Here is a 22,638-nt window from a genome sequence, read left to right as displayed (position 1 = left end):
CATTTCAGAAGGGCCCGCCGTGAACCTCGTCGCGTCTACGACGCAGGACCTCCCATCGGTTCTGTCGTTTAGCAACATAAGCGTCACATTTGGTGGCGTTAGAGCCCTCCAGGATGTCGCCTTCGAGGTTCTCCCGGGTGAAGTGCAATGCATCGCCGGTGAGAACGGCAGCGGCAAGAGCACCCTGATCAAGGTAATCACCGGCGTTTGTCAGCCGCTAGCCGGCGCAAACATGTCGATCGCCGGAAAGTCTGTCGACATCATGTCGCCGGCTGCGGCGCGCAGCGCCGGGGTGGAAGTCATCTGGCAGGACCTCGCACTGTTTCCTGAAATGACAGTCGCGGAAAATATCGGGATCAGAACTGTCCTCGGCAACATGCCTCGGCTCGTCGATCATTCGCGCATTCGCGAGGTGGCGCGAGGGCTGTTGGCGCGGCTTGGCGCCGACCTCGATGTCGACGCGCCTCTGCGTAGCTTTGCAATCGCCCAACGTCAGATCGTCGCCATCGCCCGGGCGCTCGCCGGCGATGCGAAGGTTATTTTCATGGACGAGCCCACATCGTCGCTTACTCAATCGGAAACAGACCGGTTGCTCGCGATCGTTCGAACACTCTCGAATGAAGGCATGGCCATCGTCTTCGTCAGCCATCGCCTTGCGGAAGTTCTGGAGATCTCAAGTCGCGTCACCGTTCTGCGCGACGGTAAGGTCGTTGGGGTGTTCCCGACCGCCGGAATGACCCAATCACGCCTCACCGAACTGATGACCGGCAAGACGTTCGACCAAACCGTGAGCACGAGAAACCTTAGTGGATCACCCGTCGTGTTGAAGATCGATCGATTGACCCGCGCAGGCGACTATGACGACGTTTCGCTGACAATACGGCGAGGTGAAACGCTTGGCCTGACCGGGCTACTCGGCGCCGGTCGCACAGAACTCGCGCTTTCTATTTTCGGCATGCTGCGCCCAGACCGCGGCAGCATCGCACTCAACGGGACGGTTCTTCATCTGAACTCCAACCGCGACGCAATCCGCGCGGGTATTGGATATCTCTCCGAAGACCGCTTGTCCCTTGGTCTCATACAAGCTCAGTCCATCGCCGACAACGCCGTTATCCCGGTGCTCGACAAGATCCTTGATCGAGGGCTGATCTCCTCGGAGAAGAAGGACGCGCTCGTCAATCATTGGATCGAGGAATTGGCGATAAAAGTCGGGCGGCAGACCGATGCGATTTCCACGCTCTCGGGCGGCAACCAGCAAAGGGTGGCCATCGCCAAATGGCTGGCGGTCGGCCTGAAACTGATCATTCTTGATTCGCCAACCGTGGGGGTGGACGTTGGCGCGCGGGCCGGCATCTTCGAGATTGTCGCCAAGCTCGCTGCCGAAGGCCTGGCGATTCTGCTGATATCCGATGAAGTGCCGGAGGTCTATTTCAACGCCGATCGTATCCTTCATATGGCTGCGGGCAAGATAGTCGCCGAATACGATCCGCACGCCATCCCGCTCGGCGACCTGGAAGCTGCCGTCTATGCGTAACCGCGGCAAGCTCTTCCCGGCTCATCCCACCGAGACATGGCTCGTTGTGGTTCTTCTCATCATGAGCGCAGGTCTCTCCGTTGCGAGCGACAAATTCTTCACCATTGCTAATCTCTTCAATCTGCTCAACACAAGCTCGACAAATCTGATCTTCGCGGTTGGGCTGCTGGTGGTGTTGATCGCTGGGGGCATCGACATCTCCTTCGCTGTGGCCGCGTCAGTGGTTCAATACGTTGTGGCGCTGGCTCTAGCCCAAATGGGAGGTGGTGATTGGTTCATCGGCCTCACCTTGGCGGCAATTGTCGGGATCGCCCTGGGTGCGGTGAACGCCGGCCTCATCTACTATTTCCAGATCATTTCAATCGTTGTCACCATCGCCACCTTCAATATTTTTTTCGGCCTGCTGATGTTCTTCACGCACGGTGTATCGATCTACAATCTGCCTGCATGGTGGACGCATCGCACTGTGCTTTTCGAGTTCCAACAGGCGAATGGCAATTGGGCCGAGCTAACACTGCCGGTTGCGATCATGGCGGTCTGCGTCGCCGCCACCTGGGGGCTTATCCGGTATACCACCACGGGACGGCAGCTATACGCTTTTGGCGATAACCCGGAGGGCGCCCGTCGCCTCGGTATCAACATCGCGGCGATGCACTTCATTGCCTTCGGCTGGCTTGGTTTGATGGCCGGGATCGCGGGACTTGTGCAGGTGCACTATTCCCAGGAAGTCGTGCCCAACGCATTGGTGGGGCGCGAGCTGGACGTGCTGGCAGCTGTTGTCCTTGGCGGTGCCAGGCTGGGTGGCGGGCGCGGCACCGTGCTCGGTTGCATCCTTGGCGTGTTTCTTGTGTCGGTGACGCAAAACGGGCTGAACCTCCTCGGCATCTCTCCCTATGCTTTCAAGATGATCGTCGGGGCGATCATCTTGATTGCCATCACGCTGTCCAACGCGCCGCTCGGGCATATCCTCGCGGGCTTGCGGCAGAGGATGGGTACATGACGCAGCGCGTGCTCGAAACTGGAGCGCTACGGCACGGATTCTTGCGCCGTCTTGCCGGCACGTTGGGCGCCGAGAATATCGGACTTTTGCTGGCATTGATTTTGGTGATTGCATTCTTCGGATCTCTCTCGCCGCGATTCCTGTCCAAAGCTACCTTTGAATCGGTGGCCTTCCAGTTGCCTGAACTTGGACTGCTTACGCTCGCGATGTTGATGCCGATCATCTCGGGCGGCATCAATCTCGCCGTGACGTTCACGGCCAATCTCTGTGGCCTCACGCTCGCCTGGGTTCTTCAGGCCAACGGAGGACCGGACGCAAGCATCTATGCCTTTCTACTCGGTTCCGTTCTTGCGGTCGGCGTTGGCACGGCAAGCGGCTTGGTCATGGGCCCGGTGATAGCCTATACCGGCGCGCACCCCATCCTCGTTTCGCTCTCGGTGATGATTTTCCTGCGCGGCCTTGGCGAGTTTCTGACCCGCGGCGCCGATATTTCGGGCTTTCCCGAATTCATCCAGCCCCTGGGTCACGGCAGCATCGTCGGCATTCCTGTCCCGCTGCTGATACTGCTCGGCGCAGTCATCGTCTGGCATGTCTTGATGACCCGAACCAGGCTTGGCTTTTCAAACTATATGGTCGGCTCCAACATCGAGGCGACGCGCTATTCCGGCATCTCGACGCGACGCGTGATCATTCTGATCTACGCGCTGTCTGGCGCCATGTGTGCGTTGGCCGGCATTATCATGATGGCACGATTCAATTCCGTCCGTGTCGGCCATGGCGAGTCCTATGTGCTGATTACGGTGCTTGCCTGCTTCTTGGGCGGGGTGAATCCGTTTGGCGGCTTCGGCAAGGTCGTTTCGGTCTTCCTAGCCCTCATCGTTTTGCAGTTGCTTTCTTCGGGACTGAATCTCTTGGGCGCCAGCCAGCACCTGGCCACAGCCATTTGGGGCATCATGCTGATCGGCGTCATGATCTTGCGGTGGGCTGCCGGGCAGCTCAATTTCATGAGGATAACACGATGAAGGGTTTTGGCGTTCATACGAGCATGTGGACGAGTGGTTGGTCCGTAGAGGGCGCCGAGCACACTGTAGCGGCGGTGAAAAAATACGATCTCGATTTCATTGAAATTTCGCTGGCCGATCCATTTTCTTGCGATGCCGATCACACCCGCAAGCTGCTGGCGGCAAATGGCATGCAGGCGGTGTGCTCGCTAGGGTTGCCCGAATATGCGTGGGCATCGCGCCACCCACAGGAGGCGATTGACTTTCTCAAGGTGGCTATCGACAAGACGGCCGACATCGGAGCCCAGGCGCTATGCGGCGTAATCTATGGCGGCATCGGCGAGCGTACTGGCGTGCCACCTACGCAGGACGAACTTGATAACATTGCGAAAGTGATGACGTCCGCCGCCGCGCAAGCCAAGTCTCGCGGCATCGAACTCGGTGTTGAAGCCGTGAACCGCTACGAGAACCACATCATCAACACCGCGGCTCAGGCGGTGGCACTAATCGAGAGAGTCGGCGCCGACAATATGTTCGTGCACCTTGATACCTATCACATGAACATAGAGGAGAAAGGTATGGGCAACGGTATTATCGTCGCCCGCGATTACCTCAAATATATCCACCTCTCCGAGTCTGATCGCGGCACCCCAGGCGAGGGCAATTGCAATTGGGATGAGACGTTCGCAACGCTGGCCGCGATCCGCTTCAAGGGCGGGCTCGCGATGGAGAGCTTCATCAACATGGATCCGCGTCTGGCCTTTGGCCTCAGCGTGTGGCGTCCGGTGGCCGAGAGTGAAGCGGTTGTAATGGGCAACGGTCTGCCGTTCTTGCGCAACAAGGCACGGCAGTACGGGCTGATCGCATAAGTTACATCGCCATGCGAGATCGAAACTCGGCACATCATGAGCCGACTGCATCGACATTGCGGCGACTGCCGTCGAAGCAGGAGCCGCTCGAGAGGCAATATTGCGGCGTTTTAGATCCCGGCCTTCGGCTGCCCCCGGGGCGCAAGCAGCCAACCGGTCGGCGATCGCAACTGCCGTGAACAACCTATTTCACCGGCTCGGGCATCACAGCCTACCTTCGGCGGTTGCGAGCCGGCCCCGCATCAATTCGCGGCGCTTTCGAAACTCTGTGTATTCCTGGTCGGCCAGTACCCCGATCTGGATCACCGATCCACTCACGGCAAAGTTGAGTGAGGAGGGAATGCCTAGAAGATTGACAAGGTTCTGAAGCACCTGCAGCAAGATCGTTCCAAGCACCACACCAATGATTGAGCCTTCCCCGCCCCGCAACGAGAACCCTCCAAGGACGGCGGCAGCGATCGCGTAGAGCTCGTAGAAATTGCCGTGCGAGCTTGGCAGGATCGAGCGTGTGTACATTGCGAGAAAGATGGATGACAGCGCCGTCAGCCCGGCGCAGATCACATAGGCGCAGATGATAACCCGGCCGGTGCGGATTCCGGAAAACCGCGCGGCCTCTTCATTTTTGCCTACGGCGTAGAGATATCGTCCGAAGGCGGTACGGTGCAGAACGACCTCACCGCCGCCAGCACGAGCAGGAAAACAAAAGAATGAGGAATGGGAATGGAGGTGTAGGCGTTGTTGATAAGAGCCGAGACCAGATCGGTGCGACCGGTGGTGAGATATTCCAGATCCTCGAAGCGGGTTTCGTAGGGCAGGCGGTGATCGCCGAGGAGCTGTCGCCGGGCGGGGCCGCCGACCTTTCCGATCAATCCATAACAGACCACATCCTCGAACATGCCAAAACGGTCTATCACCCCTGCGGCACCTGCCGGATGGGCAGCGATGACCAGGCGGTGGTCGACCCGCAATTGCGCGTGCGCGGCGTGCCGCGCCTACGCATCTGCGACGCCTCGATCATGCCGCGTCTCATCAGCGGCAACACCAACGCGCCGGTGATCATGATCGCCGACCGCTGCGCCGATTTCATCCTCGGCAGGGCTTAGCGAGAAACGGTCAGCCGAGAGAAATCCAGGCTGTTTTGAGACGGTGTATCTGTCCAGCGCATGCAGCGACTTGTCGCGACCGAAACCGGACAGCTTGACTCCGCCGGGCGGCACGGTGATGTCGGCGCCGCCATACATTGCATAGGTCCTATCAAATCGAGACTGGGATAGCGGTGCCAACGCGCTGCTGCTGGCCGCCAGAAAGCTGGTGCGGATACGCCTGGAGAAATTCAGGCGATGCAGGCAACTTCACCAGACGCAGCAGCTCCAGCAGCATCCATGACGGCGCCGAAGTCGCGCCCGCCTTCCAGATCATCGCTGCGCCGGCCACACGCCCGGCCACTCGGTCTACCTCGCAAACTCCGGCAAGGAACAGCGCATGATTTCGGCCGACACGATGTATGTGCCAGCGCTGCTGGCGCCGCATCCGGAGTGGCAAGGCAGCTACGACCAGGACGGGCCGATGGCGATCACCAGGCGGCACAAGCTGATCGATCGCGTGATCGCCGACACATCCGGATCTCGGGCGGGGGCTCTCAGAGAGGTTCCTGCTATTGCTGCTGCAGGCCGGTGATCATGGCAATGATCTCGTTCTTATCGGTCTTCGCGGTCTCGCGAATTCCAATCTGCTTGCCACGCCTGAGAACACAGATGCGGTCGGAGAGCTTGAAGACCTGGTCGAGGCTGTGGCTGATGATCAGGATGCCGACATTGCGCTGCTTCAGAGACTGGACGATAGACTCCACCCGGGCGGTTTCGGCAACGCCCAGCGCCGCCGTCGGTTCATCCAGCAGGATCAGCTTGCTTGCCCAATGCGTGGCGCGCGCGATCGCAACGCCCTGGCGCTGGCCGCCGGAGAGATCACGAATAGTGGCGTGGGCGGAGGGGATGCGCACGTCCAGTTCCTTCACCAGTTTCTCGGTCTCGTCGATCATGCGGCGGCGGTCGAGCAGACCGAGGCGGTTCAGCGGCTCGCGGCCGAGGAACATGTTCATGTAAACCGTCTGCTGGTCGGCCAGCGCCAGGTCCTGGTAGACGACCTCGATGCCGTGCGCGCGCCCCATGGTGGCATTCGACATCGTCACCGGTTTTCCTTCGATGACGATGGTGCCGGACGAGGGCGGGTGGACGCCCGAGACGATCTTGACCAGCGTCGACTTTCCGGCGCCGTTGTCACCGACGAGTGCAACGATCTCGCCCGGGAAAACCTCGAGCGAAAAACTCTCGATCGCGGTGATGCCGCCGAAATTCTTGCGAATGTCGTGCAGCTGAAGGATGGGCGCGCTCACCGTCATGTGTTTCTCCTAGACTGGCCAGGCATAGGGTTCACCGAAGCCGTTCTCGATGGTTTCCACTTTCGGATTGCCCGTCGAAATGCCCGACACGCCGACAATATGGGCGCGGGTGACGAAGGCCTGGCCACGGAAGCCGAACACGGCGCTGTCGCCAGGCTTCGGCGCGTTCGCGCCGGCGGCATCGATCATGGCGTAATAGTCGATCGCCGAGGGCGGCGGCACCTCGACGCTGCGCAGTGCCGAGCCTGCCGTCGTCGGTTCAGCCGAGACGATCGCCTTGACGTCGTAGTCGGGGAAGATCGGATCGATGTAGAAGCCGCCGCCAAGGCAATAGGCCTTGCCGCCGGAAAGATGCGAGACCTCAGTGAGATAGAGCACCGCCGGCAGCTCCGGCAAATCTTCCATGACATGCAGCGCGGTGGTGCCATGCAGTCCATTGCCGGGCTCGCACTGCGTCGCGCCGGCCTCAGCGAGTGCCGCCAGCATGACGCTGGAGGTGGTGCCCGGCGCGTTGATCTCAATGTCCTTGCGGCCTGCCTTAGCCAGCGCTTCCGCAGCTTTCGCGAGCGTCGCCAGATTGGGGGTCGGCAGCACTTTCCGCGAAGCATGGTCGAACAGCAGAGCAGGGAAAGTGGTGATGCCGGCGAAACGGCCGCCTTCGACGGCATCCAGCCGGTGGGCGACATCGACGGTGTCGGCGGCATCGAAACCGCCTTCATGACCGCGATAGAAGATATCGCCTTCGGCGGCGATGCGCGCCAGCAAATCCTGCACATAGCCGGCCGCCTTGGCGCCTGCCGCCGCTTCCCCAGCCTTGGTATCGTTGAACACGGTCCAGTAGTCCGGCTTGAAGGTTTTCGCCGCAGCCGCCGCTTCGAATTTTGCGACCTGCTGGAGATGGCCGAGATGGCCAAGCTTCATGCCTGCCTTGTGGGTGGCGCGGGCGCAAGCCATGTCGACGGCGACCGCGCGGTCAATGCCGCCGCGCATCACAGCCCGGCAGAACGACGAGGAGCGGCCGACCTGCTTGGTCATGGCGAAGATCTTCAGGCCGTTGCGGTTGGCTTCGCTCTTGAGAACCCGCGCATTGGCCTCAACCGTGTCGAGATCGAGCACATAAGCATTGGCCGGCAGCTTACCTTGCTGGTGCAACCGGATAGCTGATTCGATGAAGGCGGGGTTGCGGCGGCGCAAAATGTCGAGAAACATGGATGGCTTCCTTCAGCGGTTCTTTTCGCGCAGCGACACGGCGACTGCGGTCAGGATGATGAGGCCACGCACGATCATCTGGTCGGAGACCGACAGGCCCATCAGGATCAGGCCGTTGTTGAGCATGCCCATCATCAACGAGCCGACCAGCGCGCCGACCACGGAGCCCTTGCCGCCATTGAGCAGCGTGCCGCCGACGATGACGGCGGCGATGACCGTCATCAAGTCGGTTTCGCCGAGAGTATATTTCGCCGCCTGCAGGCGACCGGCATAGAGCAAGCCGGCAAGACCGGCGAGCCCGCCGCTGATGGTCAGCACGGCGAGCCTGATCCTGGGCACGCTGATGCCCGATACGCTTGCGGCGCGGGCATTGTCGCCGGTCGCCAGCACATGCGCGCCGAAACGGGTCTCGCGGAACACCAGGTGGCCGATGGCCACGGCAATCACCGACCACCAGACGAGTGAGGGGACACCGAGCAGCGAGCCGGAACCGAAGAAGCCGGTGAACGCTTCGTTGGTCACCGAGATCGAGCGAAGGTCTGTCATGGAACGCGAAACGCCGGCGAACAGGCCGAGCGTCGCCAGCGTCACCAGGAAGGAGGGCAGCCTGACATACGCCACCAGCACGCCGTTGATGACGCCGATCAGCAGGCCGGCGCCGAGGCCGGCGACTATCCCTGCCGGCATGCCGTACGCGTTGATGGTGACGGCGGCTGCAAGGGCCGCCACCGCCACGATCGAGCCGATCGACAAATCTATTTCGCCGGCCGACATGACGAAGACCAGGCCGATGGCCATGATCGTCACCGGCGTCGTCTGCAACACGATGTTCGATAAGTTCCGGACGGTGAGGAAGCCGCTGTCCCTCAGCACAATGGCGAAGAACAGAAAGATCGCCAGGAAACCGAGGTAGACGACATATTGCTGCAGATTGAAGCGGCTTGCGAAGCTGCTACCGGCGCTGGTGTTGGCACTGGACATTTTATCCCTCCGGTGGTGAGCGCTTCGCCTCGAGCCTATTTCACCGCGTCCGCGATGGCCGCCGGTACGTCCCTGTTGAGGGACTTCCTCCAACCGTCCTTCACCGTGTCCTTGGTGACGGCGATGGAATCTACGGCATAGAATGGTTCGGCCTTCTTGCCGACCAGCGAACCTGCCGAGGCGCGCGCCAGCGTCACGCCAATGCTGTAGGCCTCGTCGGCGACGAGGGCCGCGATGTTGCCGCCCTTGACCATGTCGAGCGCGGCAGGCTCGTTGAGGTCGAGCGTGACAATCTTGGTGTGTGTGTTGCCGGCACCGCGCAAGGCCGAAAGCACGCTCAGCGCCGGTTCGGCCCAGGTGACATAGATGCCGTCCAGGTCCGGATGCTGGGTGATCATCGCCTGGGCGATGTCTTCGCTGCGCGCCGGGTCGGCCATGCCGGCCTCGGCCTCGATCTTCATATCGGGATAGTCCTGCTCGATGGTCTTCTTGAAGGCCTGGTCGCGCTGGTTGGTGACGTAGAAGTCGGCATCGTGGAAGATGTAGCCGACCTTGCCTTTCTTGCCGAGCGCCTCGGCCATGGCGATGCCGGCCTTGTTGCCCATCTGAAAGAGATCGTCGGAGACGATGGTGACATAGTCCCTGCCCTGCTTGTAGCCGGCCGGGGAATTGTCGACGAAGCCGAGCTTGACGCCGGCCTGGCGTGCCGGATCGTAGACCGAAGCTGCGGTCGCCGGATCGACGGGAAGCGACAGGATGATCGACGGCTTTTTGGCCATCACCGTCTCGATATCGGCCTTCTGTCGCGCGGCGTCGAAACCGGCATCGGTCTGCGCCACCACCTCGATGCCGAGGCGCTTGAATTCGTCATGGGCGCCGGCGTTGACGGCGTTGGTGTATTCGCTCATCTCGTGCCAGACGAGGGCGGCGGTGAACTTGCCGTCCTTGATCTGCTGCTCTTCGGCTGGCGTCAGCGTAAGACTGCTCGCCGGCACCGGCTTTTCACCATTCGGTCCTGTGGTGACGCCTTCAGCGGCGAAGGCGTGCATGGCTAGCAGGCTCGCCACTGTCGTTATGATTACAGATGCTTTGCGCATATCCCGGTTCCCTTTTTGTTGTGTCGAAGAAAAGCTCCGGTGCGGCGGGCCGCGCCCGAGCGAGAGCCTTACTTGGCCGCGTCGAGCACCGGCTGCGGCGCGTCGCGGTTGAGCGAGTCCTTCCAGCCCTGCGCGACATTCTCCTTGGTGACGGTCAGGGCCGGGGCGACGACGAAGGCCGGTGTCGGCTGGCCAAGCAGCGACTTCATGCCGGAAGCAGCCATGGCGCGGCCGAGTTCATAGGCCTTGTCGGCGACGAGGGCTGCGACATTGCCGCCCTTGACCATGTCGAGCGCGACCGGCTCGGCGAGGTCGAGCGTGACGATCTTGGTCCTGGCGTTGCCGGCGCCGCGTAGCGCCGACAGCACGCCGTCGGCCGGCTCGGCCCAGGTCACGTAGATGCCGTCGAGATCGGGATGCTGCAAAAGCATCGCGTTGGCCAGTTCCTCGGCGCGGGCCGGGTCGGATATGCCCTGTTCGGCGACGATCTTGATGTCGGGATACACCTTCTCGATGGTGGTCTTGAAGGCTTGGTCGCGCTGGTTGGTGACGTAGTAGGCAGCGTCGTGGAAAATGTAGCCGACCTTGCCCTTGCCGCCAATCGCCTTGGCCATCGCGTCCGCAGCCTGCTTGCCCATCTGGAATAGATCGTCAGTCACGATCGAAGCGTAATCGGTGCCCTGCTTGTAGCCCTTGGGCAAGTTGGACAGGAACACCAACTTGGTGCCGTCCTTGACCGCCTGGCGGAAGGCTTCTGCCGAGGTGACCGGGTCGAGCGGCAGCGCCAAGATGACGTTGGGCTTGGCGGCCAACGCCGTCTCGATGTCGCTGCGCTGGCGGGCGGAGTCGAACTGGGCATCCGTTTTGACCGCAATGGTGATGCCGGCGCGGGCGAATTCGTCGGTGGCGCCGGCGGTTACCGCATTGGTGAAATCGGACGAGGTGTGCCAGAGCAACGCAGCCTTGTAGCCCTTGTCCTTGAGCGCGGCGATGTCGGCATCGCTTAGGATCACGTCGGCGCTCGGCGTGGCGCTCTCGCCCTGCGGGCCGACCGTCTGTGCGAAAGCTGGGTTGGCGGCAAGCATCAATCCGCCGGCAAAGGCGGCGGCGATCAGTGTCTTCATCGGCATGTCAGTTCTCCCATTTTGCTTCGTTGGTGGTTCAGTCGGCCACGCCGCAATAGCGGGCCATGAAGGCGGCGAAGCCGACTATGCCGGCGAAATATTCCTCGACATCCACGTGCTCCTCGAATGTGTGGCAATTCCTGATGTCGCCGGGCGCGCAATAGACGGCAGGAATACCGAGCTGATTGATGATGAAGGGGGACTCCGACCAGAACGGTGCGCCCTCGATGACGCCGCGTCCGCTCATTGCGCCAGCCATCGCGTCGGACAGCATGGCGACTTCTGCCCGCGTTTCGCCGATCTCGGCAGCGGTGCCGCCCAGCCTGTGGTCGCGGCCGGCGGGGTAGGCGAACTCTACCGAAATATCCGGATCGGTGATCGCGCCGCGCACGGCAGCCTCGATCTCGGCGGCGGCGGTGTCGAGGTCTTCGCCAGGCAACAGCTTACGGATCAGCGAGAGCGTGCAGCGCTCGGGAACGGCAATGTAGCCGCCGCCGGCAAGCCCGGTGATAAGCAGGAAGCCGCGCCCGACCAGTTTGTGCTCGGCGCGCGCGGCGACCTCATCCGAATGCTTCCAAAGCGCCGTCATCGCGGCATGGCTTGCACGGAGCGCATCCTTGCCGAGTTCTGGCACACCGAAATAGGCGGATTTGCCGGTAATCGAGATATCGGTGATGAAGAAGCCGATCTGCGCCGCATAAACGGCCAGGCGGGTCGGCTCGACATAGACGCTGAAATCGGGTGCTGTGACCTCGCCGGTCTCGATGCGTCCGACGAAGTGCTTGATCCCGGCGGAAATGCCGGTGCCGGGCTGGCCGCTCTCCTCGTCGCCGATGAAAGCGAAGGCGACGTCGCCCTTGAGGCGAACGCCTGCCTTGTCGAGTAGCGCGAGTGCCGCCAGCGAAGCAGTGATGCCGGCCTTGAGGTCGCCTGAGCCGCGGCCCCAGACAGCACCATCAATGATCGGGGCGGCGAACGGATCCTCACGCTCGGTGCCTGCCCAATGCTCGCGCCAGCCGTCGACATGGACGGTGTCGGTATGGCCCATGAACAGCAGGCGCTTTCCCTGGTCGGCCCCCTTGCGCTCGCCCCAGATGTTGGGCCGCCCGGGAAGAAATTCCGTCCTGGTCAGGCCGCTGAGGTCAAGGTCGCGCATCCTGGCTTCTAGGAAGTCGACGAAGTTGGCTTCGTTGCCGGTGATGCTCTCTCGGCCGATGGCGCGGCGAAACAGCGTTAGTGCGTCGTCGCGGTCGAGCGCTGCCTGCAGGCGGGCGGTAATATCGTGAGTCATATCGCGGCCTCCTTCAGGGCGGCGGCCTGGGCAGGCGGCAGCGAAATCCGGCCATCAGGCGCGTCGACGCCGAACAGCGTGTTGTGCAACTGGCCAAGGCCGATTGCCGCCGCGCCAATGAGGGCTGCGCGTGCGCCGAGTTCGCTCGCCTCGACCCTGACCGGATAGGGGAAACATAGCGGCAGAAGCGCCTGCACCCTGGACAGGATTTCGGGCCGCAACCCAATCGAGCCGCCGAGGATAAACTTTTCTGGATTGGCGATTGCCGCGATTGCCGCAACGCCTTGCGCCAGATGGCGGGCAGTTTCGTCGAGCACGGTGAGCGCGTCCTTGTCGCCAAGCGCGGCATTCTCGAATATTGCCGGCACCGAGACCTGCCTGCCGGTGAGAGCGTGGTAGCGATCGGTCATGGCGTGGGTGGCCACCGCGCGTTCGAATGCGCCGGTGCGCAGTGATTCCTCGGTGAAGGGATCGGCCCCGATCGGCATGAAACCGATCTCGCCGGCGGCGTGCCCAGCACCCCGCACCAGATGGCCGCCCAGCATCAGCCCGCTGCCGATGCCGGTGCCGAGCGCGATGTAGGCGAGATTGTCGATGCCCTGGCCTTGGCCGAGCCAGTTCTCGCCAAGCACCGCGAGATTGACGTCGTTCTCGATCATCACCGCGACGCCGAGCGCTTCTTCGAAGGCATCCAGCACATTCATTGTGTCGAAGCCGGCAATGTTCGGCGCCATTAAAATGCGGCCGGTGGCCGGGTCAGGAGCGCCAGGCGCGCCGATGACGGCCAGGCGTATCTTCTTGCGCGCGACGTGCTGTCTGGCCGCGGCATCGAAGGCCAGCGCTGCAATCTGATCGACGACGAACTGGCCGCCGCGCGGGTCGGTCGGTGTGGCGGCTTCGGCAAAGATCTGGCAGGCAAGGTCCGTCAGCGCGACCCGCACCTTGGTGCCGCCAAGGTCGACGGCGATGATATAGGCTGCGTCGTGGACCAGTTCGTAGGTGACGGCGGTGCGCCCGACATGGCCGCTGGTGCGGCCGGTTTCCTGGACCCAGCCCTCCTGCTCGAGCCCGCGCATGATTTCGGAGATGGTCTGCTTCGACAGGCCCGTCAGCTTGGCGATCGAGGCGCGGGAGATCGGCCCGCCCTGGACGATCGCTTCCATCACGGAGCGCTGTGAGAACTGACGGGATATGCGCGGCAGGTCAGTCACATTGAACTCCCGTTAATTCGTTCTATGACCGAACTTATTATTCGGAACTGGACCTGTCAATGTATGTTCGCGAGCGGCCGTTTTTGCGCACGCGAACATTGATCCGGAGGCAGGATTCAGGCGCGGTGCTGCCGTTCGGCAGAAGATAAATGCGGTCAGGGAGTGGCTGGATCAGCTTCTTGAATCAATTGGGCGAACAGCTTCGCAGCGCATTGACAAATAACGATCATGCTAGTCTCTGAGGGGCACTGTTTTCTACAGGAGATCAATACAGCGGATGGTTCGCCGGTCCATATCTCTCGTATTCTCTCGTATGGGTCTGTCGAACCATGGGACGATGAACGAGACCAACTATTGGCTTCGAGAATATCGGTGATGTACCGCGGGTCTGCGTCCCAGTGAATGGCTCAAATGGGGCCGGCAGCGGAACGTCCGTTTGCAGTTTGCAAACGTGGATAACTACCATACCGCCTTAACTCGCAAAGACCCGTTTGACGCCAACTGGGCTGGCCCGAAGCCGACCTCTCCGTCCAGCATAGTCCGATCATATTCGGCGCAAGCTGCTCGCTTGAACCGTGGGATAGAATTCCGCCAATCTCGACCCGCCTATGCCTGGGTGGCCCCTGCTCACAATCACGAGCGTAGCGCCATCTTTCCGAATGGCCGGGTGAGGCTGGAGAAATCGCCGCTGAACCTTCTCGACCAGCCATTCTCCGGCTTTGGCAAAAAGCCGGTTCGAAGGCTTTTCCGCCATGTGCCGTTGCCTTTCGCAACGAACGGTCAACCGACTGTGAATAGCACTTGCAGGCACGTGGTTGTCAGGCGCCCACCGAACTTGACAAGCAGTCTTGCAGGAACTGCGTCGAGCACTGAACGTTTGACCAAGCGCGGGCATCTCCGCCTTGGCTAAGGACCATCAATGTTCACGTTCATGTTTGCCACCGGCATCGAGAACAGCACCCCCACCATTCGACAAGGCCGGGAGCGCGTCGACGAAATGGAAAAATGCCGCTTCTACGAACGATGGCGCACCGACTTCGAACTGGTCCAGGATCTCGGGGTGCATTTCCTCCGCTACGGACCTCCCATCCACAAAACATGGCTGGGTGACGGACGTTATGATTGGGCATTCGCCGATGAGACCTTCGCGGACCTGAAGGCGAAAGACATTCTTCCGATCGTCGACCTTTGCCATTTTGGCGTGCCGGACTGGATTGGCAACTTCCAGAACCCGGACTTTCCGACACTATTCGAGCACTACGCCAGGGATTTCGCGATGCGCTATCCGTGGATCCAGCTCTTCACCCCAATAAATGAGATGTTCATCTGCGCCACCTTTTCGGCCCGCTGGGGATGGTGGAACGAACAACTGAGCAGCGACACTGCTTTCGTCACCGCCCTCAAGCACATCGTGAAGGCGAACGTGCTTGCCATGCGGGCGATTCTCGAGGTGCGGCCGGACGCCATCTTCATTCAGAGCGAATCCTCGGAATACTTCCACGCCGATTCTCCCGAGGCGGTCGGCAGAGCGGAACGGTTCAACAGCGAGCGTTTCCTGTCGCTTGACCTCAACTACGGTCATGACGTCGACGCGCACACCTATCGCTATCTTCTCGAAAACGGGATGACGGCCGAAGAATACAGTTTCTTCCTGGAAAGCCATCTGCGCAGGCATTGCGTGATGGGCACCGACTATTACCAGACCAACGAACATCGGGTTTGGGCAGACGGAACGACGTCCGGGTCCGGCGAGGTGTTTGGCTATGACGAGATCACGCGGCAGTACTTCAACCGCTACCGGCTTCCCGTAATGCATACGGAGACCAACATCAGCGAAGGCCCCAATGGAGACGAGGCCGTCTATTGGCTGTGGAAAGAGTGGGCCAACGTGCTGCGGATCCGCAACGATGGCATCCCCATCGTAGGCTTCACCTGGTACTCGCTGACGGATCAGGTGGACTGGGACAGTGCGCTTCGGGAGAACAACGGACGGATCAATCCGCTCGGCCTCTATGACCTCGACCGAAATCCGAGGGCGGTGGGGCGCGCTTTCAAGGCGCTGATCGCGAACTGGAACAAGCTGTTGGCCACACAAAGTGTCTGCCTTGCTTTGCCGGTCTTTCTTCCCTCACAGCAAGACGATGCCATTGTTCGCGCGCAACAGGATTATGCGCGCAGCCTGCTGAGCGTGGATCGGGTCGCTGAAGGCTGGACTGAACCACTTGCTGCTCCCCAGAAAGAGGTCGAACCCGATGCGCCTGGATAACAAGACTGCATTGTAACCGGTGCTGCAAGCGGCATTGGACTGGCCATCGCCATGCGGTTGGGCACCGAAGGTGCACGGGTGAGCCGACGTGGGTGGAGGCAAGGTCGAGAAGGCGCGCATCGGTTCGACAAGGGGCGCGCCGGGGAGGCCGCTATCACGGTGCTGTCGACTTGCGCTCACGCGTTCGGCAGGTTGGTAATAATCGTCAACAACGCGCCGGCCTGATAATCTTTAACCTGAGGCATTCACTAGAGCGGGCTGGCTGAAGGTGCTGAGCGTCGACCTGCTGGGAGCAATTTATTTCGCCGGAAAGGCATTCGCTCATATGACATCTGGGGGCGTCATCGTAAAACATATTGAGTGTGCGCGGTCGAGACGAGCTCCGCATGTCGAGCTATACGCCGCGGCAAAGGCCACCCTCCTGTCTCTAACCGAGACCCGACGCAGTTCGCACCTTGGCCGACTGGGCATGAATCCGGACGATTACCGAACCAAATGGAACCTGCCTCGCAATTACCCGATGGTGGCACCCAACTATTCGGGAAGCGTTCCGCATATCGCCTCTAACACCCAGTAGCAGACAGCTCTCGCCTGAGGCGTCAGTCGTCGTTGAAGCGCTCCGGCATCGCATTCGAGGCCAAGGCTGGTGCACAAGGATCATGACATCGAATTCCACTCTTTACAGGAACAAGTGCCTTTCCTCGGGATTAGGATTCGACGCCGCAACGGCGTCGAACCCCAAAGGAGACTCACATGAAACGTAAGATTTTGACAGCTACAGCGATCTCTCTCTGTCTCGCCACCGCGGCCTTGGCGCAGTCGTCGGGAACATCCAGCGGCACGAACGGAACGTCCGGCTCATCGGCCGGGTCCAGTATGAGCTCTACGTCCGGCTCCGGCCAAAGCGGTATCCCGAGCGGCTGGGACAGCAAGCTCTCCGGCTCATTCTTCAGCGACGCCAATTCGGGAAGACTTCTGTCGCAGGATGAGATCCGCAAGAACTGGTCGTCCCTGAGCTCTGAACAGCAGGCACAGGTTCGCTCCGACTGCTCGAGGATGACGGCCAGTAACGGCACTGGCTCTGGCACAATGACCGGCACGTCAGGTAGTTCGGCTTCGACCGGCAGTGATACAACGGCGAGTATCGGCACCGGCTCTGGCACAGCCACCGGCACTTCAGGCAGCTCTGGTTCGACCGGCAGTAACACCACGGCCAGCAACAGCACTGGTTCGGGTACAACCACCGGCACGTCGGGATCCTCGAATACAGCTGGCGATACGACCGCCAGCACCAGCACGGGTTCGGGCGCGAACTCGGCTGCTCAAATGGCTTCGATGCGGCAACTCTGCACTCAGGTTCAAGGGATGTGAGTGAATGCGGCGCTCCGGGCCGGCTTGGCCGGAATAAGAAGAGGCCTTGAAGGCCCGGGCATCGCTTTGGTTTGGTAGCCATTTCGGCGCTGAAGTCGGCCGGAGACCGGGGTCACAACTCGGCGCTTGTCGCGCTGTTTCTCGATCGCCGGCGATCGTCCCTCGACAATAGCGCGCTTCGCGTCGAGACACTTCTCTCGGGCAAGGGTAAGCGAGATTCCGTCCCGTCCATACCTGCCTAGATAGACCGTCTCCTGGCGTCCGTTGAGCCTGTAGTCCAGCCGAACCAGATCGCACCACTGGGCATCGCGCGGACATACATGCCGTCACGGCCTGCAATCTTATAGATTTTCTCTTTTGGTTTCATTGCCTTAAGGGCGGCATCCGTCTGAAAAGTACCGTCAGTACAATTTCGAGGCTCTTCGGCAGAAATTTTGTTTTATCTTCAATTCTTTAAGGCTTAAAAAAGTACCGTCAGAGCCTCATTGGATCTGACCGTACTTCGAAAAATCTGAGCTAGCAATATGCGGAAGGTCCGTCAGCCGGTCCGTCAATCCAATCTCTGCGCACCGATTGTCGCTGATTGTCTCCGAATGGATTTACATGTGTTATCAAATGATTATGGCGTACAATGGCGTATTTTCGGCGCCGTTTGGTGGCCTGAATCATTCCCACTCGATGGTGCCTGGCGGCTTTGACGTCACGTCGTAGACGACGCGGTTGATGCCGCGGACTTCGTTGATGATGCGGGTGGCCGCCGCGCCGAGGAAAGCCATGTCGTAGTGGTAGAAGTCGGCGGTCATGCCGTCGACGGACGTCACGGCGCGCAGGGCGCAGACGAATTCGTAGGTGCGGCCGTCGCCCATCACACCGACGGTCTGCACCGGAAGCAGCACGGCGAAAGCCTGCCAGATGGCGTCGTAGAGGCCGGCCTTGCGGATCTCGTCGAGATAGATGGCGTCGGCCTCGCGCAGGATTTCGAGCTTTTCGCGGGTGATACCGCCGGGGCAGCGGATGGCAAGGCCTGGTCCGGGGAACGGATGGCGGCCAATAAAACTTTCGGGCAGGCCGAGTTCCTTGCCCAGTGCCCTCACCTCGTCCTTGAACAGTTCGCGCAGCGGCTCGACCAGCTGCATGTTCATGCGCGCCGGCAGGCCGCCGACATTGTGGTGCGACTTGATGGTCACCGACGGGCCGCCGGTGAAGGAGACGCTCTCGATGACGTCGGGATAGAGCGTGCCTTGCGCCAGGAAATCGGCGCCGCCGAGTTTCTTGGCCTCTTCCTCGAACACTTCGATGAACAGCCGGCCGATGGTCTTGCGCTTCTTCTCGGGGTCGGACTCGCCTTCCAGCGCCGAGATGAATTTTTCCGACGCGTCGACCAGGATCAGCGGCAGATTGTAGTGCTGGCGGAACATCGCCACCACGCCGGCGGCCTCGTCCTTGCGCATAAGGCCATGGTCGACGAGGATGCAGGTCAGCTGGTCGCCGACCGCTTCGTGGATCAAAAGTGCGGCGACCGAGGAATCCACGCCACCCGACAGCGCGCAGATGACCTTGCCCTTGCCGACCTGCTTGCGAATGGTTTCGACCGCATGCTCGCGATAGGCGCGCATCGTCCAGTCGCCTTCGATGCCGGCGATGTTGTGGACGAAGTTCCGGAGCAGCCTGGCGCCATCCGGCGTATGCACCACCTCCGGATGGAACATGATGCCGTACATCTTGCGCGCGACATTGCCGAAGATGGCGAAGGGCGAGCCTTCCGACTTGCCGAAGACTTCGAACCCCTTGGGCAGCGAGATGACGCGGTCGCCATGGCTCATCCACACCTGGTGACGCTGGCCGGGCGCCCACAGGCCTTCGAACAGCGGGCTGTCCTTTTCGATCTCGACGAAGGCGCGGCCGAATTCGCGATGGTTAGAGCTTTCGGCGACGCCGCCCATCTGCACGCACATGGCCATCTGGCCGTAGCAGATACCGAGCACCGGCACGCCGGCATCGAAGACGATCTGCGGCGCGCGCGGGCTGCCGATGTCCGATGTCGAGGCGGGACCGCCCGACAGGATCACGGCTTTCGGATTGATGCGCTTGAAGGCAGCTTCGGCCGATTGGAACGGCACGATCTCGGAAAACACGCCAGCCTCGCGGATGCGGCGGGCGATGAGTTGCGTAAACTGGCTGCCGAAATCGACAATCAGGACTGTATCGGGATGATTGGCTGTCGTCATGGCGAGCCTTTAGAGAAAGAAACGAGTCGGCGCAATGGGGTGCGCAACCCGACTTTCAGAGCGGCGCCGACTCTTGCCCAGGCTGCTCCTTGTGTAGCGTGCCGGAGCCGATGGCCTGTTCGAGCCGAGCGACCGCATCCGCCAGCTTCTCGTCGATGACATGCAGATATTCGGTCCAGTCGCCAACGTGGCGCAGATCGGCTGCACCGTCTGAAATGCCGCGCAGGCCGATAAGCGGGACATCGAACAACTGGCAGGCGCGCAGGCAGGCGAAGGTTTCCATGTCGACCATATCGGCGGCGATGGCGTCGTAGGCGGCGCCGGTGATGATGGCGCCGCCGGTCGACAGGCTGGCTTCTTTAATGCCCGGTATCCTGAATGATAGCGGGACGGTCACCGGCAGGTCGAGGAACGGCGTCGCGCCTTTTTCGAAGCCTAGCGGCGAAGCGTCGATGTCGCGATAGCTGACCGAGACCGCCTGGTAGATTTCCGTCTGCTCCAGTGTGCGGCTGCCGGCGGAGCCGAGCGAGACGACGAGATCGGGCAACGCCTTCTCGGATTTCAGCCATGACAGTTCGGCGCCGAGCCGCACACCTGCCTCTACCGGGCCGACGCCCGTCATCAGCGGCGTGAACAGTTTTTGCAGATGCGGACCGTACTCGGCCTGCGCCGCCATGACGAAGAGGACGTCCTTGCCACCAATTCGCGTAATTTTGGCCATCAGCCTGCTATCCCGTCACGGCCAACCACCGTCATCATCGTGCCGGTCATGGTCGCGATCAGCTTGGCCTCGCCATCGGCGGCAAAGGCGTACGCTTGGCCATCGGCGACAATGATGGTGCGGCCGGGTTTGGTCACCGAGCCGCGGAACAGGAAGCGTTCGCCCCGGCCGGGCGCCAGGAGGTTGACCTTGAACTCAATGGTCAGCACACCGGAATTTTCCGGCATCAGCGAAAATGCGGCATAGCCGCAGGCCGAATCCAGCGCCGTCGAAATCACCCCGGCATGCAGGAAACCGTGCTGCTGGGTCAGTGCCTGGGAATAGGGCATTTCGATCTCGATGATGCCCGGCGTCACAAGCGTCAGCTCGGCGCCGATGGTCGCCATCGCCTGCTGGCGGGCGAACGACGCCCTGACGCGGTCCTCATAATCGGGTGCGGGTACGATCTTTGCTGCCATGGCCATCGCCCTGATTTACCTGCAAAGCTTATCGCAGACGCCTGAACGCCACGCAAATGCTTTTGCTGCACTGCAGCAAAGCACTCAGTTCAACAGGAGCAGCGACGCGTTGAGCAAGGTGGCGAAGGCTACCCACGCGGCATAGGGCGCAAACAGCCAGCCGGAAACCCGATGGCGGTTCCACACCGTGGCTATGAACAGGGTTGTGTGCGTCAAGTTCTGCAAAATGGGGCGGCCATGATGCTGGTCATGCGGCTTGGCGCAGAGCGAGCTTCTTGTGCTCGCGCAGGACGTCCATATTGATGTATCGGTTGGCCTCCATCCAGTTTTCATTGGTCTCGACGGCCAACGCCCTGACCAGGCGCAGGCAGCTTTCGGTGTTGGGGAAGATGCGCACGACATAGGTGCGCCGGCGGATTTCCTCGTTGAGCCGCTCCAGCATGTTGGTGGATTTGAGATGCTTGTGGTGCTGTCTCGGCAGCCTGAAGAAGGTCAGGGTTTGTTCGATGGCATCCTCGGCCCAGCCTGTCAGGCGCGGATAGCGTGCCGACCATTTGGCAAGCCATGCGGCAAGATCAGCCCTGGCCTCTGCGAGATCGCGCCGGTCGTAGAGCCAGCGCAATTCCTGCAGGCAGTCGTCGCCGTGCTTCCTCGGCAGATGATCGAGCGCGTTCCTGAGGAAGTGCACGTAGCAGCGTTGCCAGGCGGCTTCGGGGATCACCTCGCCGATCGCTGCCACCAGGCCGGCGTGATCATCGGACACGACCAACTCGACGCCCTTGAGGCCGCGCGCCTTGAGGCCGACGAGGAAGTCCCTCCAGGCCGAGCGGCTCTCGCGATTGGCCATCTCCACGGCCAGGATCTGGCGCCTTCCGTCCCAGTCGATACCGACCGCTATCAGCACCGCCTGGCTCATGACAACACCGGCTTCACGCACCTTCTCGTAGCGCGCATCGAGGATGAGGTAAGGAAACGGCTCTTGAAGGGGGCGCCTGGCAAAGGCAGCGAGGCTCTCGTCCAGCCGCTTGTTGATGGCCGAGATCGACGAGGCCGAGAAGGCATGGCCGCACAGTTCTTCCGTGATCGCCTTCACCTTGCGGGTCGACACGCCCTGCACATACATCTCCGCCAGCGTCGCCACCAAGGCCCGCTCGGAACGCTGGTAGCGCTCGAACAGCTCGGTGGAGAAGCGCCCGGCACGGTCCTGCGGAACCCGCAGCTCGAGCTTGCCGACCCGCGTCACAAGGGTACGGCCGTAATAGCCCGAGCGATAGCCAAGCCGTTCGGGCGTGCGCTCGCTCTTCGAGGCACCCAGCGCCTCGTCCATCTCGGCCTCAAGCACCTCCTGCATCACCGCACGGAGCACCTCGTGCAATCCATCCGGGTTCGAAAGCAAAATGTCTTTGACGGCAGCGCTGGCGGTCTTAACTTCAGTCTTGGTCATGGTGGCGTTCCTTCGCGGGAATCAGGTGACGTGAACAATCACCAGCCTGCCATGACCGCCCCCTCTCAGCGAATTTGCAGAACTCTCAGCACACTACCATGAACAGCGCAATGCTGGCGAGAAGAGCCAGGATCACGACCAGTGCCGGCCCCATCTGTTTGGCGCCGAAGAAAGTCGGCGACCACGCGAAGTTCAGAACAAGCTGGAGGGCCCAGATCTTCATCGCGGCGCCTGCTCGTTCCCGCTCCCATGTCCGCCAGCCGGCTACGGCGATCAGCACATAGAGGAGCGTCCAGGCCGGCGCGAAGACCCAGTTGGGCGGGTTGAAGGGCGGCTTGGCGAGCGAGGCATACCATTCACCCGGCAACGTCGCATAGCCGATCAGCAGGCCTCCGCCGAGCACCAGAAGGAGGAAAAGCAGAAGCGACACATATC

At 61.3% G+C, this 22,638-nt stretch carries 21 protein-coding genes and 5 pseudogenes; 8 read left to right on the top strand and 18 right to left on the bottom strand.

The annotated features are described in order from the left end of the window. Nucleotides 1-19 precede the first annotated feature (19 nt). The 4 genes from AC3CCE_RS25450 to AC3CCE_RS25435 are packed head-to-tail and all read left to right on the top strand — an operon-like array spanning nt 20 to nt 4,404. On the top strand, nt 20-1,534 hold the full coding sequence (locus AC3CCE_RS25450) for a sugar ABC transporter ATP-binding protein (protein ID WP_023704356.1): 1,515 nt from the start codon (nt 20-22) through the stop codon (nt 1,532-1,534). Continuing rightward, nucleotides 1,527-2,534, top strand: coding sequence for an ABC transporter permease (locus tag AC3CCE_RS25445; protein ID WP_352627014.1), 1,008 nt, complete (start codon nt 1,527-1,529; stop codon nt 2,532-2,534). Before AC3CCE_RS25450 ends, AC3CCE_RS25445 begins: the two co-directional genes overlap by 8 nt. Next, a complete protein-coding gene (locus AC3CCE_RS25440; RefSeq protein WP_023667740.1) occupies nt 2,531-3,556 on the top strand; it encodes an ABC transporter permease in 1,026 nt (341 codons plus the stop codon). The genes AC3CCE_RS25445 and AC3CCE_RS25440 overlap by 4 nt, the downstream gene beginning before the upstream one ends. Further along, nucleotides 3,553-4,404, top strand: coding sequence for a sugar phosphate isomerase/epimerase family protein (locus AC3CCE_RS25435; RefSeq protein ID WP_023667739.1), 852 nt, complete (start codon nt 3,553-3,555; stop codon nt 4,402-4,404). Before AC3CCE_RS25440 ends, AC3CCE_RS25435 begins: the two co-directional genes overlap by 4 nt. A 204-nt stretch (nt 4,405-4,608) precedes the next feature. Here the strand turns inward: AC3CCE_RS25435 and AC3CCE_RS25430 are convergent. After that, a pseudogene (locus tag AC3CCE_RS25430) lies at nt 4,609-5,201 on the bottom strand (ABC transporter permease); the annotation flags it as partial. Between the two features lie 30 nt (nt 5,202-5,231). On the opposite strand from AC3CCE_RS25430, the pseudogene AC3CCE_RS25425 reads away from it, so the two are divergent. Further along, nucleotides 5,232-5,507: pseudogene (locus AC3CCE_RS25425) on the top strand (GMC oxidoreductase); the annotation flags it as partial. 10 nt (nt 5,508-5,517) lie between these two features. Here AC3CCE_RS25425 and AC3CCE_RS25420 read toward each other — a convergent pair. After that, a pseudogene (locus AC3CCE_RS25420) lies at nt 5,518-5,642 on the bottom strand (aldehyde dehydrogenase family protein); the annotation flags it as partial. 16 nt (nt 5,643-5,658) lie between these two features. Further along, nucleotides 5,659-5,823: a hypothetical protein gene (locus AC3CCE_RS25415; RefSeq protein ID WP_352627035.1), complete on the bottom strand. Its 165-nt coding sequence runs from the start codon at nt 5,821-5,823 to the stop codon at nt 5,659-5,661. Here AC3CCE_RS25415 and AC3CCE_RS25410 point away from each other — a divergent pair. Next, nucleotides 5,783-6,018: pseudogene (locus tag AC3CCE_RS25410) on the top strand (MBL fold metallo-hydrolase); the annotation flags it as partial. The gene AC3CCE_RS25415 and the pseudogene AC3CCE_RS25410 overlap by 41 nt on opposite strands. Nucleotides 6,019-6,058: 40 nt before the next feature. Here AC3CCE_RS25410 and AC3CCE_RS25405 read toward each other — a convergent pair. From AC3CCE_RS25405 to AC3CCE_RS25375, 7 genes are all read right to left on the bottom strand, one after another. Further along, nucleotides 6,059-6,802 (bottom strand): ATP-binding cassette domain-containing protein, encoded by a 744-nt coding sequence (locus AC3CCE_RS25405; RefSeq protein WP_023681808.1) that lies wholly within the window; start codon nt 6,800-6,802, stop codon nt 6,059-6,061. 9 nt (nt 6,803-6,811) lie between these two features. Further along, nucleotides 6,812-8,011, bottom strand: a complete 1,200-nt coding sequence (locus tag AC3CCE_RS25400; protein WP_352627009.1) for an alanine racemase — start codon at nt 8,009-8,011, stop codon at nt 6,812-6,814. A 12-nt stretch (nt 8,012-8,023) separates the two neighbouring features. Then, the gene (locus AC3CCE_RS25395; protein ID WP_023686847.1) at nt 8,024-8,992 is read right to left on the bottom strand and encodes an ABC transporter permease; all 969 of its coding nucleotides are present in this window, start codon (nt 8,990-8,992) and stop codon (nt 8,024-8,026) included. Between the two features lie 35 nt (nt 8,993-9,027). Next, nucleotides 9,028-10,089, bottom strand: coding sequence for a substrate-binding domain-containing protein (locus tag AC3CCE_RS25390; protein WP_023681811.1), 1,062 nt, complete (start codon nt 10,087-10,089; stop codon nt 9,028-9,030). A 68-nt stretch (nt 10,090-10,157) separates the two neighbouring features. Continuing rightward, nucleotides 10,158-11,219: a substrate-binding domain-containing protein gene (locus AC3CCE_RS25385; protein WP_023667731.1), complete on the bottom strand. Its 1,062-nt coding sequence runs from the start codon at nt 11,217-11,219 to the stop codon at nt 10,158-10,160. Between the two features lie 31 nt (nt 11,220-11,250). After that, the gene (locus tag AC3CCE_RS25380; RefSeq protein WP_023667730.1) at nt 11,251-12,504 is read right to left on the bottom strand and encodes a M20 family metallopeptidase; all 1,254 of its coding nucleotides are present in this window, start codon (nt 12,502-12,504) and stop codon (nt 11,251-11,253) included. Then, nucleotides 12,501-13,715 carry an ROK family transcriptional regulator gene (locus AC3CCE_RS25375; RefSeq protein WP_023681814.1) on the bottom strand — a complete coding sequence of 405 codons (1,215 nt, stop codon included), beginning with the start codon at nt 13,713-13,715 and terminating at the stop codon, nt 12,501-12,503. Before AC3CCE_RS25375 ends, AC3CCE_RS25380 begins: the two co-directional genes overlap by 4 nt. A gap of 919 nt (nt 13,716-14,634) precedes the next feature. Between AC3CCE_RS25375 and AC3CCE_RS25370 the strand changes: the two genes are divergently transcribed. Both AC3CCE_RS25370 and AC3CCE_RS25365 read left to right on the top strand, forming a co-directional pair. Next, a complete protein-coding gene (locus AC3CCE_RS25370) occupies nt 14,635-15,981 on the top strand; it encodes a family 1 glycosylhydrolase (RefSeq protein ID WP_023667728.1) in 1,347 nt (448 codons plus the stop codon). A 268-nt stretch (nt 15,982-16,249) separates the two neighbouring features. Beyond that, nucleotides 16,250-16,558, top strand: coding sequence for a MucR family transcriptional regulator (locus AC3CCE_RS25365; RefSeq protein WP_155923233.1), 309 nt, complete (start codon nt 16,250-16,252; stop codon nt 16,556-16,558). A gap of 172 nt (nt 16,559-16,730) precedes the next feature. Here AC3CCE_RS25365 and AC3CCE_RS25360 read toward each other — a convergent pair whose 3' ends face one another. From AC3CCE_RS25360 to AC3CCE_RS25325, 8 genes and pseudogenes are all read right to left on the bottom strand, one after another. Beyond that, complete coding sequence (locus AC3CCE_RS25360) at nt 16,731-17,279, bottom strand: hypothetical protein (protein ID WP_023667727.1); 549 nt, start codon at nt 17,277-17,279, stop codon at nt 16,731-16,733. A gap of 189 nt (nt 17,280-17,468) precedes the next feature. Then, nucleotides 17,469-17,719, bottom strand: a pseudogene (locus AC3CCE_RS25355) (Arm DNA-binding domain-containing protein); the annotation flags it as partial. 298 nt (nt 17,720-18,017) lie between these two features. Continuing rightward, entirely contained in the window at nt 18,018-19,580 is a 1,563-nt protein-coding gene (gene guaA / locus AC3CCE_RS25350) for a glutamine-hydrolyzing GMP synthase (protein ID WP_023732330.1), read from the bottom strand. A 55-nt stretch (nt 19,581-19,635) separates the two neighbouring features. Beyond that, complete coding sequence (locus AC3CCE_RS25345; RefSeq protein WP_023745697.1) at nt 19,636-20,301, bottom strand: 5'-methylthioadenosine/S-adenosylhomocysteine nucleosidase; 666 nt, start codon at nt 20,299-20,301, stop codon at nt 19,636-19,638. Continuing rightward, nucleotides 20,301-20,759, bottom strand: a complete 459-nt coding sequence (locus tag AC3CCE_RS25340; RefSeq protein ID WP_023701303.1) for a PaaI family thioesterase — start codon at nt 20,757-20,759, stop codon at nt 20,301-20,303. Before AC3CCE_RS25340 ends, AC3CCE_RS25345 begins: the two co-directional genes overlap by 1 nt. A gap of 84 nt (nt 20,760-20,843) precedes the next feature. Beyond that, nucleotides 20,844-20,975, bottom strand: coding sequence for a tryptophan-rich sensory protein (locus AC3CCE_RS25335; RefSeq protein WP_488377219.1), 132 nt, complete (start codon nt 20,973-20,975; stop codon nt 20,844-20,846). 31 nt (nt 20,976-21,006) lie between these two features. Then, nucleotides 21,007-22,203: an IS256 family transposase gene (locus AC3CCE_RS25330; protein ID WP_488377099.1), complete on the bottom strand. Its 1,197-nt coding sequence runs from the start codon at nt 22,201-22,203 to the stop codon at nt 21,007-21,009. A gap of 85 nt (nt 22,204-22,288) precedes the next feature. Beyond that, the gene (locus AC3CCE_RS25325; protein ID WP_352627487.1) at nt 22,289-22,633 is read right to left on the bottom strand and encodes a TspO/MBR family protein; all 345 of its coding nucleotides are present in this window, start codon (nt 22,631-22,633) and stop codon (nt 22,289-22,291) included. Between the last annotated feature and the right edge of the window lie 5 nt (nt 22,634-22,638).

Source organism: Mesorhizobium sp. P160187 (assembly GCF_057766425.1).
The sequence above is the reverse complement of the archived record's forward strand: the minus strand, read 5'-3'. Positions and strand labels throughout refer to the sequence as shown.